The organism is Marinobacter persicus (genome assembly GCF_002934325.1).
Classification (GTDB): domain Bacteria; phylum Pseudomonadota; class Gammaproteobacteria; order Pseudomonadales; family Oleiphilaceae; genus Marinobacter; species Marinobacter persicus_A.
Genome location: NZ_PTIV01000043.1, coordinates 1 through 18240 on the forward strand (window position 1 = coordinate 1; position 18240 = coordinate 18240).

The 18240-nt window shown below is 58.1% G+C and carries 12 protein-coding genes; 9 read left to right on the forward strand and 3 right to left on the reverse strand.

Annotated elements, in window-relative coordinates; translation table 11 throughout:
• The 3 genes from BY454_RS16920 to BY454_RS15575 all read left to right on the forward strand — a co-directional run.
• On the forward strand, positions 1-531 hold a 531-nt coding region (locus BY454_RS16920), incomplete at its 5' end, for a hypothetical protein (protein WP_181049725.1).
• A 3-nt stretch (positions 532-534) separates the two neighbouring features.
• Positions 535-1587, forward strand: coding sequence for a DUF6708 domain-containing protein (locus BY454_RS15570; protein WP_104417501.1), 1053 nt, complete (start codon positions 535-537; stop codon positions 1585-1587).
• A gap of 121 nt (positions 1588-1708) precedes the next feature.
• A complete protein-coding gene (locus BY454_RS15575; protein WP_146082727.1) occupies positions 1709-1963 on the forward strand; it encodes a hypothetical protein in 255 nt (84 codons plus the stop codon).
• Between the two features lie 410 nt (positions 1964-2373).
• On the opposite strand, the gene BY454_RS15580 is transcribed toward BY454_RS15575, so the two are convergent.
• Genes BY454_RS15580 through atzF form a run of 3 tightly spaced genes read right to left on the reverse strand, consistent with a single transcriptional unit; the run spans position 2374 to position 8584 of the window.
• Positions 2374-3099, reverse strand: coding sequence for a GntR family transcriptional regulator (locus BY454_RS15580; RefSeq protein WP_104417499.1), 726 nt, complete (start codon positions 3097-3099; stop codon positions 2374-2376).
• Positions 3096-6728, reverse strand: coding sequence for an urea carboxylase (gene uca, locus BY454_RS15585; RefSeq protein WP_104417498.1), 3633 nt, complete (start codon positions 6726-6728; stop codon positions 3096-3098). Before uca ends, BY454_RS15580 begins: the two co-directional genes overlap by 4 nt.
• 14 nt (positions 6729-6742) lie before the next feature.
• Positions 6743-8584, reverse strand: a complete 1842-nt coding sequence (gene atzF, locus BY454_RS15590) for an allophanate hydrolase (RefSeq protein WP_104417497.1) — start codon at positions 8582-8584, stop codon at positions 6743-6745.
• 338 nt (positions 8585-8922) lie between these two features.
• Between atzF and urtA the strand changes: the two genes are divergently transcribed.
• The 6 genes from urtA (at position 8923) to BY454_RS15625 (ending at position 18220) form a co-directional block, all read left to right on the forward strand.
• On the forward strand, positions 8923-10230 hold the full coding sequence (urtA, locus tag BY454_RS15595; protein WP_104417496.1) for an urea ABC transporter substrate-binding protein: 1308 nt from the start codon (positions 8923-8925) through the stop codon (positions 10228-10230).
• An 81-nt stretch (positions 10231-10311) separates the two neighbouring features.
• The gene (gene urtB / locus BY454_RS15600; RefSeq protein WP_104417495.1) at positions 10312-11910 is read left to right on the forward strand and encodes an urea ABC transporter permease subunit UrtB; all 1599 of its coding nucleotides are present in this window, start codon (positions 10312-10314) and stop codon (positions 11908-11910) included.
• Between the two features lie 192 nt (positions 11911-12102).
• A complete protein-coding gene (urtC, locus tag BY454_RS15605) occupies positions 12103-13224 on the forward strand; it encodes an urea ABC transporter permease subunit UrtC (RefSeq protein WP_104417494.1) in 1122 nt (373 codons plus the stop codon).
• Positions 13221-14045, forward strand: coding sequence for an urea ABC transporter ATP-binding protein UrtD (gene urtD / locus BY454_RS15610; RefSeq protein WP_104417493.1), 825 nt, complete (start codon positions 13221-13223; stop codon positions 14043-14045). The genes urtC and urtD overlap by 4 nt, the downstream gene beginning before the upstream one ends.
• The gene (urtE, locus tag BY454_RS15615; protein ID WP_104417492.1) at positions 14045-14743 is read left to right on the forward strand and encodes an urea ABC transporter ATP-binding subunit UrtE; all 699 of its coding nucleotides are present in this window, start codon (positions 14045-14047) and stop codon (positions 14741-14743) included. Before urtD ends, urtE begins: the two co-directional genes overlap by 1 nt.
• A gap of 447 nt (positions 14744-15190) precedes the next feature.
• Complete coding sequence (locus BY454_RS15625; RefSeq protein ID WP_219820659.1) at positions 15191-18220, forward strand: YobI family P-loop NTPase; 3030 nt, start codon at positions 15191-15193, stop codon at positions 18218-18220.
• The last annotated feature ends 20 nt before the right edge of the window (positions 18221-18240 follow it).

Below are 18240 nucleotides of genomic sequence, written 5' to 3' on the forward strand. Positions count from 1 at the left end.
GAGAACGAGAACCGCTGGCGACATCACACTGGTGTCGCGGCTCTGGCGGGCACGCTTGCGGAGACGGTGGGTAAGTGGTCGGAGAAAGCTTCGCAGGCGGGAAGTCGGTTCGGACAGGCTATTGAACGTTATGTGGGGCGTTTTTTGAGATTTGTTGGTCGAGGTATAGGTATTGGCACGGGAATCGTGATGGCCGTATGGGACGGCATCCGTGGGTGGCAGGAAATTCAGGAAGGAAATGGCTGGGTTGGGGCGTTGTTCATAACCTCCGGAATAACAAGCCTGGTTGCTATGGCTGCCTTCACGAAATTCGGTGCTCTAATTTTCGGTGCTTCCTCTACGGGTATAGGCATCATTTTGGTTGTACTGGTGATCGCCATTGCCGTTCTGATCGAGATATTCAAGGACAACAAGATCCAGGACTGGATGGAGCGCTGTTACTTTGGGGCTTTCGATAAAGACGAGCGCTATCATGATCCTAAGCGGGAACTAAGCGAGCTGGAACTGGCCCTAAACGGCATGGGAGGTTGAGTAATGGATTACGCAGGATTGGATTATAGCAACATTCGCTTTCCCGTGGACCGGCCGCTGACCGAGGCCGAGCGCGCGGTAAAGTATAGGCAGAAAGACACGGGCAACGCATCGCCGATGGACTTTCTGTCGGTGATCAAATTCAACAGTCACTATATGGATTTGGTGGATCGCTGGTACCCAATCAAAGGCTTCAACACTTGGTTTGGAGCTTGTGTAGCTGCGGGAGGAGTGTTTTTCGCCGTCTTGATCATCGCGGCCTTTTTCTGGGCCCCCGCTACTAATGAGCGTTCAGCACTATGGTTTATGATAATCGTATTGCTGCCTATTTCGTTGGTTCTGGTTTGGGGCGGGTGGTGGCTAATCCGCACTGAATGTGGCCGCTACACCCACTATCCCATGCGCCTGAATCGCAAGACTCGTCAGGTCCACTTCTTTCGCCAGAACGGCACAGTGCTTACCGTCCCTTGGGACTCGTTATTCCTGACGCTGGGCGAATCAAAAAGCCCCCTCTCCGGCACCACCTACGACTTGCGCGCCCATGTGCTGGAAGAAGATGGCAAAACGGTACGTGAGTCGTTTTCGTTGGGATATCCCTCGCCATTAGGCAATGCAGAGTCCATTGATAAATTTTGGGCCTTTCTTCAACCATACATGGAGGCAGAAGATGGTGTTGAACGGACCTGGCGACACCTCAAGGAAAACACCGGTTATCTGGTTCCCGTGGATGGGCGCAAGGAGGGGTGGCGTTGGAGTATCGCAAGAAGTTTCATATTGGGTGCTCATTGGCCGTACCTGCAATTGGTGTTTTCTCCTTTCTTAGGCCTCAATGCCGTCGGCCGCATGCTCGCGATGAGCACCAGCAAAATACCGCAATGGCCGGAAGAGGTGGAGCAGGCGAACCCAATGGACGCGGATGATCCTTATGTGCTGACCTGGCGGGACAACGGTCCGCTCGGATGGTGGGAGCTTTACTGGCCGTTGATCTGTACCGTCGTCGGCGTTGGCACTTTTGTAGGCGTTATCGCTTGGGTCGTCTCTGGCCTCTGGCGATAAATGGCCAGGCTTTAGCGCCGTCTACCGTAGTCATTATGAGTGCCTTGGGACCCGCGACTGGCGAGCGGGCCCGGTCTCGTTACCTCGACAAGCCTGTATAGGCGACCGGCTATTGTGTCAGGTGATCGAAACCGACCTCGAATGGTTTGCCGGGTATGTGGGAGGCGTGAGCCGCGACGCTATCGCAGCCGGGGGGAAGCTCGTGACGATTCCCCTGCTTGACCAGCAGAGCATGATGTTTGAGCTGCAAAAGCAGAAAAGCCGTTTGGAGGGGCTGGATGGGGGCACCAAGTTCATTGAGGCCATCTGTGTACTTGTCTCTTTCTTTGAGACCGGCAGTGCCCTGAAGGACAAGCCAGAGAGCCTGGAAACCTAATGGAAGATGCTAGGTCCTACATTGGGGCGGTGCTACAGGTGACATTTGAAGTCGCGGGCGACAGTGAGCCAGAGACAGCACCAAGGCGTATATGGCCGTGTCGGGAAAAGGAATGCACGGAAGGACCTACAACCACCATCCTTGTGGTTACAGACTTCCGTGACTGACCTTTGCCTAGTCCTTCAGGCTACGCCGCATCCGTGGCGTTGAGTCCTTTTCATCCCTGCGCCCGTTTCCCTGGGCAACTCCTGTATCCCTGGAGTCTTCTTCCTTGAGCCAACATCCTTGCTGGCTTGTCATCCCTGACATGATCAGTGTACTGATTTCGTGGGTTAGGAATATCGGAGATCGGATACACGGCGTGTAAGTTATTTCTTACATTGCGGTGTCATGTAGTTAATGGACCGGCTTTATGCCTGATCAGGCGAGCCTTCGGTCGCGTTTTCCGCCTGCCTGTGGCGCTGTGCCGCTTCGCGAATCCTTTCCATGGTGATTTCTTTCACCGCCTTCTGGCTGATGCGGATGTGGCGGGCCAGGTCGTCGGCGGCGGTCTGGGCGTCGCCCCGGCGGATGGCGTCGAGGATCTGGGCGTGTTCCTTGTAGGTGGCGTCCACCCGGTCGTTGCGGGTGAAATCCAGCCGGCGGATGATGCGTAGCCGGTCGCTGATTTCCCGGTGGATGCGGGCCATTTCCCGGTTGCCTGCCGCCGCCACCAGGTCACAGTGGAAGCTTTCATCCAGTGCCCGCACGGTGCTGCCGACCGCTCGTTCCGAGGGGTGGTCCGGGTTCCAGATGGCTACCAGGGTGCGAATGGCGGAAGGCTCTTCCGGCAGTTCGCAGATTTTGTGGATGGCGGCTTTTTCCAGGGTGATGCGCAAATCGTAAAGATCCTCGATCTGCTCGAAATCCAGGGGCTTCACCCGCCAGCCACTGCGGAACAGCACTTCCACGTAGCCTTCCCGCTGCAGCCGGTACAGGGCTTCCCGGACGGGCGTCCGGGAAGCGTCCAGGCGGGTGCCTACGTCACCTTCGCTGAATTTGTCGCCCGGCAGCAGGCGAAATTCGAAGATGTCGTCCTTCAGGGCTTCGTACACCCTGTCGGCCATGGAGGTTTTGCGTTTGCTCGCTGTCGTCATACCTCAATACTCAATAGCGGCTCCCCGGGAGTCACGGCTTTGCCGGCCTCCACATGCAGGGCGCTGATCTTGCCGGATTGCGTGGCATTCACCTCGAATTCCATTTTCATGGCTTCCACAATCACCAGCGGGTCGCCCTCGGCCACGGTATCGCCGGGCTTCACCAGGCATTTCCAGATGTTACCGGCAATCTCCGCGCTGATCAGCTCGCCGAATTGTTCCAGATCAGAAACGTCCGGTTTTGGCGGTGCCTTGGCCAGGCGGTCCAGCTCTTCGGCCTCGCTTTCTTTCCACAGCGCCACTTCCTCAGCATACGCCGCCTGCTGCATCTTGCGGAACTCGCTGATGGAGTCGGCGTTGGCATCGAGGAAGGCCTGGTGGGATTTCAGGTCGAAGGTTTCTTCCTCAATCTTGATGGTCAGCTTACCGGCCCGGAACTGGTCGCGCATCTCGTCCAGCTCCTTTTCGCTGACCGGGTAATAGCACACCTGGTCGAAGAAGCGCAGCAGCCAGGGCGCGCCCTCGGCGAATTGCGGGTTCTTCAGGTACTTGTTCCAGATCGGCAGGGTGCGGCCCACCAGCTGGTAGCCGCCGGGGGAGTCCATGCCATAGATGCACATGTACACACCGCCGATGCCTACCGTGCCCTCGGCGGTGTAGGTGCGCGCAGGGTTGTACTTGGAGGTCAGCAGGCGATGGCGCGGGTCCAGCGGCACGGCACAGGGCGCGCCCAGGTAAACGTCGCCCAGGCCCAGCACCAGGTAGCGGGCGTTGTAGACCACGTCCTTCACGTGTTCCCGTTCTTTCAGGCCGTTGATGCGCTGGATGAAGTCCACGTTGTTGGGCAGCCAGGGCGCGGTGTCGCGCACCGACTGGCGGTACTTGTCCACGGCTTCCAGGGTGGCACTGTCTTCAAACGCCATGGGCAGGTGAATCACACGGCTGCGTACTTTCAACTCGTCGGTGGCCGGCAGGGTGCCTTCCAGGTCCAGCAGGTATTCCATCAGCGCCGGCTGGGGCAGGATGCGCGAGTCGTAGCGCAGCTGTAGGGAGCGCACTCCCGGCGACAGCTCCAGCAGGCCGTTGGGCTGCACATCGGCGATGGCCTCCATCAGGGCGTGAATGCGAAGGCGGAAGCCCAGTTCCATCACGTTCGGGCCGTATTCCAGCAGAATGTACTGGTCGCCGGCCTGGCGGTAGGTCACTTCCGGCCGCCCGTCGGTCTCCGGCAGGTGGGCCAGGATGGTGGCAGACAGATCGTTAACCGGGGCCAGGGCCGGGGCTTCCAGTTCCACCGCAGGTGGCGCCATCAGGCTTTTCACCGCCAGTTCCTGGCGTTCGGACAGCTCCACGGCCGTGTCGTAATCAATGGGCACGAAGCGGATGGTGTCGCCGGGCTTCACCTGGCCGACTTTCCACAGTTCGGCCTTGGCGATGGTCACCGGGCACACGAAGCCGCCCAGGCTGGGGCCATCCTTGGTGAGAATCACCGGCATGTCACCGGTGAAGTTGATCGAACCGATGGCGTATTCGCAGTCGTGAATGTTGGAGGGGTGCAGGCCGGCCTCGCCGCCGTCTTCCCGGGTGAACTCCGGCTTCGGGCCATTCAGGCGAATGCCCAGGCGGTTGGAGTTGTAGTGCACCTCCCAGTCCTGCTCGAAGAACTTTTCGATGGAGTCTTCGCTGAAGAAATCCGGGGCACCGTGGGGGCCATAAAGTACGCCGATTTCCCAGTGGTCCGGGTAGTCGGGGATCAGGTCCGGGTCCGCCGGTGCCGGGTCGTGGGTTGGCCCCGGGGTGGTGCAGGCTGGAAGTTCCAGCTGGCTGATGCCCAGCATGTCGCCGGGGCGCAGGGGCCGGCCGCCGTGGCCGCCGAACTGGCCGAGGGCGAAGGTGGAGCGGCTGCCCAGATACACCGGTACGTCAAAGCCGCCGCGCACCGCCAGGTAGGTGCGACAGCCCTTGGTGGCCTTGCCCACGGCCAGCACCTGGCCGGCTTTCACGGTAATGGGTTTCCAGAATTCCACCGGCTGGTCGTCCAGGGTGGCATCGGTCAGCGCGCCGGTCAGCGCCACCACGGCGTCTTTGTGGAACTTCAGGCTGGGGCCGATAAGGGTGGCTTCCAGCCCGGCGGCGTCGTTGTGGTTGCCGACAATGCGGTTGGCCAGGCGGAAGGCGTAGTCGTCCATGGGGCCACTGGGCGGCACACCGATGTTCCAGTAGCCCACGCGGCCGGGGTAATCCTGCACCGTGGTGTAGGTGCCCGGTTTGACGATTTCCGCCACCGAGGGCCGGAATTCGAAGCTTTCCAGCGCGCGGGTGGAGACAATGCCCTCGGCAAAGCTGGGCTGGGCCACCACCTGGCGCAGGTAGTCCAGGTTGGTGGCAATGCCCATCAGTCGGGTTTCGGCCAGGGCGTCTTTGAGTTTGGCCAGGGCGTCGTCCCGGTCCTTGCCGTGGACGATCAGCTTGGCAATCATCGGGTCGTAGTGCGCGGACACCTCGCTGCCGTTTTCCACCCAGGTGTCGATGCGCACACCGTCTTCCGGCCAATGCACATCGGTCAGCTCGCCCGGCGAGGGCTGGAAGTCTTTCAGCGGGTCTTCGGCGTAGATGCGCACTTCCATGGAGGCGCCGTTCAGAGTGGGCTCGAAGTTCGCCAGGTCCGGGCTCTCGCCGGCGGCGATCTTCAGCATCCATTCAATCAGGTCCAGCCCGGTGACCGACTCGGTAACCGGGTGCTCCACCTGTAAGCGGGTGTTCACTTCCAGGAAATAGAATTCATCGCGGTCGGCGTCGTAGATGTACTCCACGGTGCCGGCGGAGCGGTAGTTTACTGACTGGCCCAGGGACACAGCGGCATCCAGCATTTTCTGTCGGGTGGCGGCCGGCAGGTTGGGGGCCGGGGTTTCCTCCACCACTTTCTGATTGCGGCGCTGCAGGGAGCAGTCCCGTTCGCCCAGGGCCACCACCTTGCCTTCGCCGTCACCGAAGATCTGCACCTCCACGTGGCGGGCGCGGGCGATGAACCGCTCCAGGAACACGCCGCTGTCGTTGAAGAAGCTCTGGCCCTGGCGGCGTACGGTTTCAAAGGCCTCCCGCAGCTCGCTTTCGGTGTTGCAGCGGGTCAGGCCGATGCCGCCCCCGCCGGCGGTGCTTTTCAGCATCACCGGGTAGCCCAGGCGTTCGGCGGTTTGCAGGGCTTCGTCCAGGCTTTCCAGCAGGCCGCTGCCCGGCGCCAGGGGTACGCCGGCGGTTTCGGCCAGCTCACGGGCCCGGTGTTTCAAGCCAAACTCGCGCATCTGGTCCGGGGTGGGGCCAATGAAGGCAATGCCGTCGGCCTCGCAGGCCTCGGCGAAATCGGCGTTTTCCGACAGGAACCCGTAACCGGGAATGATCGCCTCGGCACCGGTCTGCTTGGCGGCGGCCAGGATCTGGGCGGTGTCCAGGTAGGTTTCGCTGGCGCCGTTGCCAGTCAGGGCCACGCCTTCATCGGCGTTGGTTACGTGCAGGCTGTGGCGGTCTTCGTGGGAATGCACGGCCACGCTGGCCACGCCCATGGCTTTGAGGGTGCGAATGGTGCGAACGGCGATTTCGCCCCGGTTGGCGATCAGAACTTTGGTGAACATGGTGGTAACTCTCCTTAGGCCTTGCCGGATTTGAGGGCGTTGATGAAGGCGCGCCAGCCACCGAATTCGGTCACGTCGCGGGCGCCGTCCAGGCCGTAGCCTTCACAGATGAAGCTTTTGACCCAGCGGCCATCGGCCAGCTCCACACTGCCGATGCCCAGAGGGGCAGGAATCAGGTCGACAAAGGAGCCGAACTCCGAGGCCGCCATTTCCCAGACCTCCAGAATGATTTCCTCGCCATTGGCCGCGTCCCGTTTCAGACCCGGTTTGGGCGGTGTGGTGTTGGGCAGGGCATAAAGCCGGTAGTTGGCGGAAGTGGTGGTCTGTTCCAGCAGCCGGGCGTGTCTTTCGGTCAGCTGGGTGTTCAGGGGCATGCCCGAAAGGTGAGCGCCCACTACCGCGACCTGCACGGAGGGCACGGCCTGCTGGTGAGTGATTACTTCGTCTGGCCGCAGCTTGTCCAGGGCGCCCAGCGGCGTTTGGTGGGCGTTCAGCCATTGGCTGGCCAGGGCCTGAAGTTCGCGGTCTTTCCAGGCGCCGGAAATCAGGGTCACGCCAAAGGGCAGGCCGTCGTCGCGGAAACCGGCGGGCACCGCCAGAGCGCAGAAATCCGCCAGGTTCACGAAGTTGGTGTAGGTGCCAAGCTGGCTGTTAAGGGTAACGGGGTCGGCATTCACGGCCTCGATGGTGGGGGCAGTCGGCGCCGTGGGCACCAGCAGGCCATCCACCCCGGCCAGCAGTGCATCAATCTCGCGCAGCAGCTCTTCCTTGCGGTACTGGGCCTTGAAGGTGTCGGTGGCGGTGAATTTGCCGGCGTTGTTGATAATGCCGCGCACCGTATCGTTCATCTCCCCGGCATGCTCAGCCATAAACGTTTCAACGGCGGCATGGCGCTCGGCCACCCAGGGGCCTTCGTACAACAGGGCGGCGAGTTCCAGCAGGGGTGAGAAGTCCAGCGGCACCAGTTCCACGCCGGCGGTGTCCAGCTGTCGCCATTGGCTGAGGGCGGTGTTCCAGGCCGCTTCGGCCTGCTGGTCGCCGTGAAACAGGGGCGCTTCGGGAATACCCAGTCGCTGCACCGGGCCGGGGCGTCGAATGGCCGGGACATCCAGCGGCAGGGCAGAGGGGGGCTTGCGTGAGAAGGCATCACCCGGCTCATAGCCGCCCATGCTGGTGGCCACGCTGTCGGCGTCGTTGATGGTGAGGGCGAACACCGACACACAATCCAGGGATTTGCAGGCGGGCACCACGCCATCAATGCTGAACCAGCCCTTGGTGGGTTTCAGCCCCACCAGGTTGTTGAGGCCAGCGGGCACCCGGCCGGAACCGGCGGTGTCGGTGCCCAGGGCAAAGGGCACCAGGCCACGGGCCACCACCGAGGCGGAACCGGAACTGGAGCCGCCGCTGATGATTTCCGGGTTAAAACTGTTGGGCACCGCGCCATAGGGTGAGCGAGTGCCCACCAGACCGGTGGCGAACTGGTCCAGATTGGTCTTGCCCACCAGGATGGCGCCGGCCTCCTTCAGTTTCCGAATAACCGCGGCGTCCTGTTCGGGCGTGTAGGCATAGGCCGGGCAGGCGGCGGTGGTGTTGAAGCCTTGGGCATCAATGTTGTCCTTGGCGGCGAAGGGCACGCCATACAGGGGCAGCTGCTCCAGTTCGCCACCGGCGGCTTTCAGTTTGTTGGCCAGATCGGCCAGTGCCCTGGTCAGCCCGTCTTCCGAGAGCCGGGCAATGCAGGCCGGGTCGTCTTCCTCTAACTGCCCGATAAGTGGGCGAAGCAGTTCTTCCGGCCGGGCGCCTTCTTTATACGCCTGTTGCCAGTCGGCAATGGTCCATCCGAGGGTGGTTGGCATGGTGTGTCCTCACGCTTGGTCAATCTTGTATACATGATCAATCGCAAGGCGCATGCCATATCGTGGTGAATGACGATTATTGCAATAAAAACAGGGGGATAAGTGGTTTTTGCCGGATTTTGGGGTTACTGGGTGCGCACCAGATGGGCGCAGATCGGTGAAAATGGCACCAGAATTGAACCGGAAAGCCGGGTTTATTCACCAAAAAAGGCCTGGTTGAATACTTGTATACTAGTTAAATTGTTGTTTTCGCGTGTTTTTCTGTTGGGTTGGAACAGCAAATGCAGCGGCAGCTGTGAGTTACAAGACTCCTGACCCAACGAAAAAGGACGCACAACATGAGCATTAAAAAACACGTGAAAGTGGGCCTTTCCGCCCTGGCGCTGTCTGTCTCCATGCACTCGGCTGCGGCCGAAGACCCGATCAAGATCGGCATCCTGCACTCCCTGTCCGGCACCATGGCCATCAGTGAAACCGTGCTGAAAGACACTGTGGAAATGCTGATCGAACAGCAGAACGAGAAAGGCGGCGTACTGGGCCGTGAGCTGGAAGCCGTGGTGGTTGACCCGGCCTCCGACTGGCCGCTGTTTGCCGAGAAGGCCCGCGAACTGCTGGCCCAGGAAGAAGTGGACGTGATCTTCGGTAACTGGACGTCCGTTTCCCGTAAATCCGTACTGCCGGTGGTGGAAGAACTGAACGGCCTGCTGTTCTACCCGGTGCAGTACGAAGGTGAAGAATCGTCTGAAAACGTGTTCTACACCGGTGCCGCGCCCAACCAGCAGGCAATTCCGGCGGTGAACTACCTGATGAACGAAATCGGCGTTGAGCGCTGGGTACTGGCGGGCACCGACTACGTTTACCCGCGCACCACCAACAAGATCCTGGAAACCTACCTGAAAGACCACGGCGTGGCTGACGAAGACATCATGGTCAACTACACGCCGTTTGGTCACTCCGACTGGCAGAACATTGTTTCCGACATCAAGAGCTTCGGCTCCGCCGGCAAGAAGACCGCCGTGGTGTCCACCATCAACGGCGATGCCAACGTGCCGTTCTACCGCGAGCTGGGCAACCAGGGCATCTCGGCCTCCGACATCCCGGTGGTTGCTTTCTCCGTGGGTGAGCAGGAGCTTTCCGGTATCGATACCGGCCCGCTGGTGGGTCACTTGGCCGCCTGGAACTACTTCATGAGCGTGGACACCGACGCCAACTGGGACTTCATCGACGCCTGGATTGACTACAAGGGCGACGACACCGTTGTTACCAATGACCCGATGGAAGCCCACTACATTGGCTTCAACATGTACATCGAAGCGGTGAAGAAAGCCGGCACCACCGATGTGGACGAAGTGAAAGACGCCATCATCGGCGTGAGCGTACCGAACCTGACCGGCGGCTACGCCACCATGATGCCAAACCACCACATCACCAAGCCGGTACTGATTGGCGAGATCCAGGACAACGGCCAGTTCTCCGTGGTCTGGGAAACCCCGTCCACCGTGGCCGGCGATGCCTGGTCTGACTTCCTGCCGGGTTCCCGCGACATGATCGCCGACTGGCGCAAGCCCATGTTCTGCGGAACCTTCAACACCGTAACCGGCAGCTGTGGTGCCTCTTCCGGCGAAATGGCGGCCGAATCTGAATAACACGCCGCACCAAAGGCAATCCGGGGTCCTGGTGGCCCCGGATTGTTGCTCCAACCCCATTTCAACAGACAGGACACACTCATGAGCATCATCCGCCGATCGCTCACATCGCTGCTTATTGCCCTGGCGTGCCTGATGTCGGTGCCGGCCATGGCGCAGGAAGACCCGGGCAGGGAACTGCTGGTGAACCTGGCCGAGGCGCCCTCAAGCCGGGTGGAGGAAGCCATCAACGCCATTGTCGACAGCGGTGATGAAAGAGCCAGGGGCTGGCTCGAAGCCTATGGCAACAATCGCCTGAGCCGCGTGAAAGACACCGGCCAGGTGGTGCTGGTACTGAACAACCGGGGCCGGGACTGGGAAATTGCCGACCCGCTGACCGGCGAGAACCTGGGCGAGATGTCCCGCCGCAAGCTGGACCGGGTGGCCATCAACAACGCCATTCGGGGCAAGCTGGAAGGCATTATGGCGATGCTGGATCTGAACGCCGCCGACCCGGACGTGCGTGAAGCCTCCGCCGCCGACATGATGGGCAAGGTGGATGCCGCTTTGGTGGCACCGCTGCAAGCGCGCCTGGAAAAGGAAGAAAGCGCCGCCGTCCGTGACCGAATTGAAGCCGCCCTGGCCATCTACCGAGTGGAGCAGGGCGATATTGAAGCCGTGGAGGTGCTGGCCGGTAGCCTGCACCCTCGCGCCCGCGCGGCCCTGAACAACGCCGCCGCCAGTGACAGCCCCCAACTGGTCGAGGCCGCCAACAAGGCCCTGGCCAGCATCGAGCAGAAACTGAAACTCAACAAGGCCGCCGAAACCCTCTACTTCGGGCTCTCCATGGGCTCGGTACTGGTGCTTGCGGCCATTGGCCTGGCCATCACCTTCGGCGTGATGGGCGTGATCAACATGGCCCACGGCGAGCTGATCATGCTCGGTGCCTACACCACCTGGGGCGTGCAGCAATTGCTGCCCGGCCAGCCTGGATTAGCCCTGCTGCTGTCCATTCCCGCCGGCTTCCTGGTGGCGGCCATTGCCGGCATCATCATCGAGCGCAGCGTGATCCAGCACCTCAAGGGCCGCCCACTGGAAACCCTGCTGGCCACCTTCGGCATCAGCCTGATCCTGCAGCAGCTGGTGCGCACCGTGATTTCCCCGCAGAACCGCACCGTGGTCACCCCGGAATGGATGAGCGGCTCGCTGGTGATCAACGACGCGCTCTCGCTCACCCTGAACCGGCTGTACGTGATGGCCTTCGCCCTGATCGTATTCGCCGCGCTGATGATGATCATGCGCAAGACCCGCCTGGGCCTGGACGTGCGCGCCGTGACCCAGAACCGCGCCATGGCCCGCTCCATGGGCATCAAGGCCACCAAGGTGGACATCCTGACCTTCGCCCTGGGCTCCGGCGTGGCGGGGCTGGCCGGCGTGGCGCTGTCGCAGCTGACCAACGTGGGTCCGAACCTGGGCCAGAACTACATCATCGACTCGTTCATGGTCGTGGTCTTCGGCGGCGTGGGTAACCTCTGGGGCACCCTCATTGCCGGGCTGTCGCTGGGCACCATCAACCAGCTGCTGGAGCCCTGGGCGGGCGCCGTGCTGGCGAAAATCATCGTGCTGGTGTTCATCATCCTGTTCATTCAGAAACGGCCGAAGGGATTGTTCCCGCAAAAAGGCCGCGCGGCGGAGAACTAGGGTGTCCCGTCTAGCCAATTCTTTAATTCACTGCGAGACGCAAGCGTCTCGCCCTTCGGGAACTTCTGAACGCCTCGATAGCCGCGTTGCAGCGCCTCGATTTGGAACCACCAAACCTTCGCCACTGCGCCTTGCTCTCAAGGCGTTCAGAAGCTCAGAGAATCAAATAATTAGCCAGAAGGGACACCAGTTATGTGGCTAACAAGACCTTTGCAAGAACGATCGACACAACTATTCCTGGGCATCCTGATCGCCGCGCTGGCGGTGGTCACCGTCCTGCACCTGGCCATGCCCGAAGACAGCGCGCTGCATGTGAGCGCCTACACCGTCACCCTGCTGGGCAAGTACCTGTGTTACGCACTGCTGGCGGTGGCGGTGGACCTGGTGTGGGGTTACCTGGGCATTCTCAGCCTGGGCCACGGTGCCTTCTTCGCGCTGGGCGGCTACGCCATGGGCATGTACCTGATGCGCCAGATTGGTGACCGGGGCACCTACGGCGACCCGATACTGCCGGACTTCATGGTGTTCCTGAACTGGGATTCGCTGCCCTGGTACTGGCACGGCTTCGACATGGCCTGGTTCGCCTTCGCCATGGTGCTGCTGGTGCCCGGTGCCCTGGCGTTCGTGTTTGGCTACCTGGCCTTCCGCTCCCGGGTGACCGGCGTGTACCTGTCGATCATCACCCAGGCGCTCACCTTCGCCCTGATGCTGGCTTTCTTCCGCAATGAGATGGGCTTTGGCGGCAACAACGGCCTGACCGACTTCCGTGACATTCTTGGCTTCAACCTGCGCACTGACGCCACCCGCCTGGGGCTGTTCATCGCCACCGGCATCGCCCTGGCCATCGGCTACGTGATCTGCCGGGGCATTGTCACCAGCAAGCTCGGGCGGGTCAGCATTGCCTGTCGCGATGCCGAGGCCCGCACCCGTTTCCTGGGTTACCGGGTGGAACGGGTGCAGCTGTTCGTGTTCGTGGTCTCCGCCATGCTGGCGGGTGTGGCCGGTGCGCTGTACGTGCCGCAAGTGGGGATCATCAACCCCAGTGAATTCTCGCCGCTGTTCTCCATTGAAGTGGTGGTGTGGGTGGCCCTGGGTGGCCGGGCCACGCTGTACGGCGCGGTGATTGGCGCGCTGCTGGTGAACTACGCCAAAACCGTGTTCACCGGCGTCATGCCGGACGCCTGGCTGTTCGCCCTGGGCGGGCTGTTCGTGCTGGTGACCGTGTTCCTACCCAAAGGCATCGCCGGCCTGCTGCAAAAACGCCGCAAAGCCCCTGACAATGACCGCTCCAACCCACGGGAGGCCACCGCATGAGCATGCTGGAACAACTCACCAACCGGGACCAGGTGTTTGATTTCCTGGCCCCGGTGGCATCGCCGGTGGACGTGCGCCACGGGCCGATTCTGTACCTTGAAGACGTGAACGTGAGCTTCGATGGCTTCAAGGCCATCAACAACCTCAACCTCACCATCGATGATGGCGAGCTGCGCTGCATCATCGGCCCCAACGGTGCGGGCAAGACCACCATGATGGACATCATCACCGGCAAGACCCGGCCCGACACCGGCTCGGTGTGGTTCGGCAGCCGCCACAACCTGCTGACCATGAACGAGCCGGACATCGCCACCCTGGGCATTGGCCGCAAGTTCCAGAAACCCACGGTGTTTGAAGCACTCACCGTGTTCGAAAACCTGGAACTGGCCATGGCCGCCGACAAGCGCATCCTGCCCACCCTGACCGCGATCATGAAACCCGAAAACCGAGACCAGATCGACGAAGTGCTGGAAATGATCGGCCTGAAAGACCTGCGCGACAAGCTTGCCGGCATTCTCTCCCACGGCCAGAAACAGTGGCTGGAAATCGGCATGCTGCTGATGCAGAAACCCCGCCTGCTGCTGGTGGACGAACCCGTGGCCGGCATGACCGAACAGGAAATGGAACGCACCGCCGAGCTGCTCACCAGCCTGGCCGGCAAACAGTCCGTGGTGGTGGTGGAGCACGACATGGGCTTCGTGCGCTCCATCGCCCGCCAGGTAACCGTACTGCACCAGGGCGGCGTGTTGGCCGAAGGCACCATGGACCAGGTGTCGAATGACCCAGAAGTGATCAAGGTGTACCTGGGGGAGGAGGCGTAATGCTGAAGATTGAACAACTGAACCACTACTACGGCGAAAGCCACACCCTCTGGGATCTGGACCTGGACATCCCCCAGGGCCAGTGCACCTGCGTGATGGGCCGCAACGGCGTGGGCAAAACCACCCTGATGAAATGCATCATGGGCGAAGAAACCACCGAAAGCGGCCGCATCACCTTCGCCGGCGACGTGGAACTCATCAAAAAGAAAATCGAAGACCGCTCCCGCCTGGGCATCGGCTACGTGCCCCAGGGAAGACAAATCTTCCCCATGCTCACCGTGGAAGAAAACCTCCGCACCGGCCTGGCCGTGCGCAAAGACAGCAGCAAGAAAATCCCCGAGCGTATCTACGAGCTCTTTCCGGTACTGGAAGAAATGAAACACCGCCGAGGCGGCGACCTCTCCGGCGGCCAGCAACAGCAACTGGCCATTGGCCGGGCGCTGGTGATTGAGCCAAGGCTGTTGATTCTGGACGAGCCGGGGGAGGGCATTCAGCCGAATATTGTGGCGCAGATTGGGGAGGTGATTCGCCGCTTAATCGAAGAAGACGGGCTGACGGTTTTGCTGGTTGAGCAGAAGTTGCCGTTTGCGAGGAAGTATGCGGATCGGTTTGCGATTGTTGATCGGGGGAGGAGGGTTGCTGAGGATGAGATTAGGGGGCTTTCTGATGAATTGATTCGGCGGTATTTGACGGTGTGAATAGTTTACCACTGCTGTCAACGAGCCTGTGATGGCCGAGCGAAAAATGCCACCAAAGAAAATCGGTGGCGTTTTTGTATCTGAATTACCAAAAGTTACATTGCCCACCTAGGCGAGTCGCTTTCGATTCGATAACGTGTAGTTTACCGAAACGGATTGGCGCCCCCTGTTAAGGATAACGAATGGATTTTTTGCAGGTTGTACTGCTCCTATTTGCTGCTCTTTGGCATCTGGTTTTGCTGACGCTTGGTCCTGCTCTCATCAAATCGACGTGCTTTAAGGACAAAGTCTGTAACGCCGATGTAAGTCTATCTTTAAAAACTTTTCTAAATATCAAATATTACAACCTCCTCAAGAATACAATGCTGCCAAAAGCTATTGACGAATTTTGTGCGATTCCATTTATTGAAGGGAGGTTTAATTAAGAGTCGTATGGAAGAATAAATTATGTCCCTAGCAAACAGGCTTGCTAATATCCTCTATAAGATCGCAGCTTGGCTGGAAAGCAAGCGCAATCCCAACGATATGAAATCGAAATTTGTGGACCTTGCGCCAACGGATGAGGCAGACAAAGGTGGTGTATATTCTGAAGCGATTCTGTTTGCTACAAATAATGCCAAGGTCTCCAATATTGCCCTAACTGGTCCTTATGGATCGGGAAAAAGTAGCATCATTCAATCCTTCTTGAAGAAATATCCGCGTACAGCTCTTCAGATTTCTCTCGCTGCGTTTGTTCCTGACGCAAATTCGGGAGATGAAGATGAAGATGAAAGGGTGAGCCGTCAAGAGATTGAGAGAAGCATCTTGCAGCAGATGTTGTACGGTGCTGACGCAAACAAGCTCCCGCTATCGCGGTTTAAAAGAATTCAGTCCCCCGGAGTTTGGGCGATTTTTAAGTCTTTATACATAATGTTTGGAATTCTCGCGCTTTGGTACGTGTTTCATCAGCGAGAAGCCATTGTCAGTGGCAATTTTTTCAGTCCGCCTTTGCTCAGTAACTGGATAAACGTAGGTAGCTTCGTTCTTGCCGGAGTATTCCTATTAATGACAATTCACCATTTTTATGTTGCAAGCTTCGGTCTGTCACTTAAGAGCATATCGCTGAAAGATGTTGAGATAAAGCCAGCACATGACGACCAGATGTCCATATTGAACCGCCACCTAGACGAAATAATTTACTTCTTCCAGTCAACTGATTACGACCTTGTAGTCATTGAGGATATAGATCGATTCGAAGATTCTGAGATTTTCGTCACGCTGCGTGAAATTAATCGCCTTGTCAACGAAAACGCGGGCGTAAAGCGCACCGTGAGGTTTCTCTACGCCCTGCGCGACGACATGTTTGTGAACACCGATCGAACTAAGTTCTTTGAATTTATCATTCCCGTCATACCAATTATCAACACATCAAATTCAATCGATATGGTTTTGGAGCAGGGAAAGAGACTAGAGCTTAATGAGCATCTTAATCGGCAGTTTCTTAGGGAGGTCTCACGATATCTGAACGACCTGAGGTTGATTCAAAATATATTCAATGAATACGCTATTTATATGGATAACTTGAAAACCGATGGAGAGAATCTGCTTAACGCCAATAAGCTTCTCGCGATCCTAATCTATAAAAATGTCTATCCAAAGGACTTTGAGCAACTGCATCGCGGCTCTGGGAATCTCGCAGAAATATTGAACCGCCAGGATGAGCTTATTAGGCATGGTGAGAACACGTATAGGGCCGAGATCGCCGAACTTGAAAATCGGCTGGAAGTCGCCGAGAGACAGACCCCATTGGACCTGAAAGAGCTCCGGCAAATCTATGCTATGGCTCTGATAGAGAAGCTCCCTTCCAATGTTGTCGCCGTTAGTCTTGACAACCGAGCATGGATTCCCGTTCAGCAAATGATTTCGCACAATGCGTTTGAGGAAATTATAGGGAGTTCCCGTATATTTTGCCGAATGGCCAATAATGGATGGAAACAGGTCAATGCAATTAACTTGCAAAGTGAGGTGAATTCCCAAAAATCCTACGAGCAACGCAAAGAAGAGATCGAAAATAAGGCGGCTGATTACAAGAAGAGGAGCTTGCGCCAGATACATGATCTCAGATCAGATATCGCAGCTCTGCGTACGACTAAGCTTAAAGATCTGTTGCGTTTGAACGCTGGCCACATGCAGGATATTTTCGGGAATTTTGGCGATAACGGAGAGCTGGCCCGTTTTTTAATTCTCGAAGGCTACCTAGACGATACCTACTATCAATACACTTCACTGTTCCACTCAGGCCGTTTGTCCCCCAATGACAATAAGTTTCTGATCCAGGTGAGGGCATTCGTCGTGCCTGAACCAAGTTTTCCAATCGACAACCCAAAAGAGGTTGTCGCAGCAATGAGAGATGAAGATTTCCGGCAAAGCTATATTCTCAATGTAAGGCTTGTCGATACGATTCTGAGTGACGGGGGCAGCTACCGAGACCAAGCGCAGAAGTTTTTCGATTTTCTCTCGTCCGAATTTGAGAGCTGCGAGGAGTTTTTCAATGCCTATTATGCCAGTGGTCAAAATGTTGTAGGGCTTCTTTCGGGACTGGTCAAAGCATGGAAAAGGTTTGTCCCGACTATCATTGCTAGCCCTAACAATATCTCCCACGTAACCCAGGTAGTCTCGAAACTGCCGGTAACCTTACTCAAAGCGCTCGCACGGGATTTTGATGAATTACCGGAATTTGTTTCGCTGAACCTTCCAGAGATTCTGGTGAATTCACCCGAATTAGAACCGGAACGCCTGGCACTCCTCGACTTCGAGGTTAAAGAACTGGCTGCGATCAAGGAACATTCTGAAATTGTACGCGTTATGTTTGATAAGGGGCTTTTCGAACTCACGCTCGCGAACCTTGAGTATGCATACCAAGCGATTTTGGGAGAGAGCGATCTAGAGTCCCTGCATGAGAGGAACTTAACGAGCATACGTTCAACGGGTAATCCGCCCTTAATTAAGCGAATCGAACGAGACTTTGATAGGTACCTACATGAGATTGTTTTGGGGCTTCAGGAGAACTCAAAGGAGAATGCCTCTGCAATTCTAGAGGTGATCCGTCACGACGATATTGATCGCGATGATCTTCGAGAGTTTCTTGGTCGACAGACGACTCAACTGTCATCTTTAGAGGGCGTGCCCGAAGATTTTCACGCAATGCTGTTTAATGAAAGCGTGATCAAACCAACCTGGGAAAACTGTTTGGCCTTCATGGAAAGTGAAGGATTCAGTGAGGATAGCTTGATTGATTATCTTGGTCGAAAGTTGGTTCGTGTGGCTATCTTGGAACACCCGGTACCAAGCGGCATGGATTCAAAGCAACTACGCTTATTCCTATTTGCTGCGGACTCGATGCCTGACACAGCATATCAAGACTGCGTATTCCAGACCAAGGTTGCCACTGATTCCAGACGAAGCCTGCCACCCATTCCACGCGAAAGCTGCCACTGATTCCACGGCAAAGCTGCCAC

Excerpts from the sequence above, each read along its gene's own strand:
- BY454_RS15570 (WP_104417501.1), top strand. The coding sequence starts at position 535 with ATGGATTACGCAGGATTGGATTATAGCAACATTCGCTTTCCCGTGGAC.
- BY454_RS15580 (WP_104417499.1), bottom strand. The coding sequence starts at position 3,099 with ATGACGACAGCGAGCAAACGCAAAACCTCCATGGCCGACAGGGTGTAC.
- uca (WP_104417498.1), bottom strand. The coding sequence starts at position 6,728 with ATGTTCACCAAAGTTCTGATCGCCAACCGGGGCGAAATCGCCGTTCGC.
- atzF (WP_104417497.1), bottom strand. The coding sequence starts at position 8,584 with ATGCCAACCACCCTCGGATGGACCATTGCCGACTGGCAACAGGCGTAT.
- urtA (WP_104417496.1), top strand. The coding sequence starts at position 8,923 with ATGAGCATTAAAAAACACGTGAAAGTGGGCCTTTCCGCCCTGGCGCTG.
- urtB (WP_104417495.1), top strand. The coding sequence starts at position 10,312 with ATGAGCATCATCCGCCGATCGCTCACATCGCTGCTTATTGCCCTGGCG.
- urtC (WP_104417494.1), top strand. The coding sequence starts at position 12,103 with ATGTGGCTAACAAGACCTTTGCAAGAACGATCGACACAACTATTCCTG.
- urtD (WP_104417493.1), top strand. The coding sequence starts at position 13,221 with ATGAGCATGCTGGAACAACTCACCAACCGGGACCAGGTGTTTGATTTC.
- urtE (WP_104417492.1), top strand. The coding sequence starts at position 14,045 with ATGCTGAAGATTGAACAACTGAACCACTACTACGGCGAAAGCCACACC.
- BY454_RS15625 (WP_219820659.1), top strand. The coding sequence starts at position 15,191 with ATGTCCCTAGCAAACAGGCTTGCTAATATCCTCTATAAGATCGCAGCT.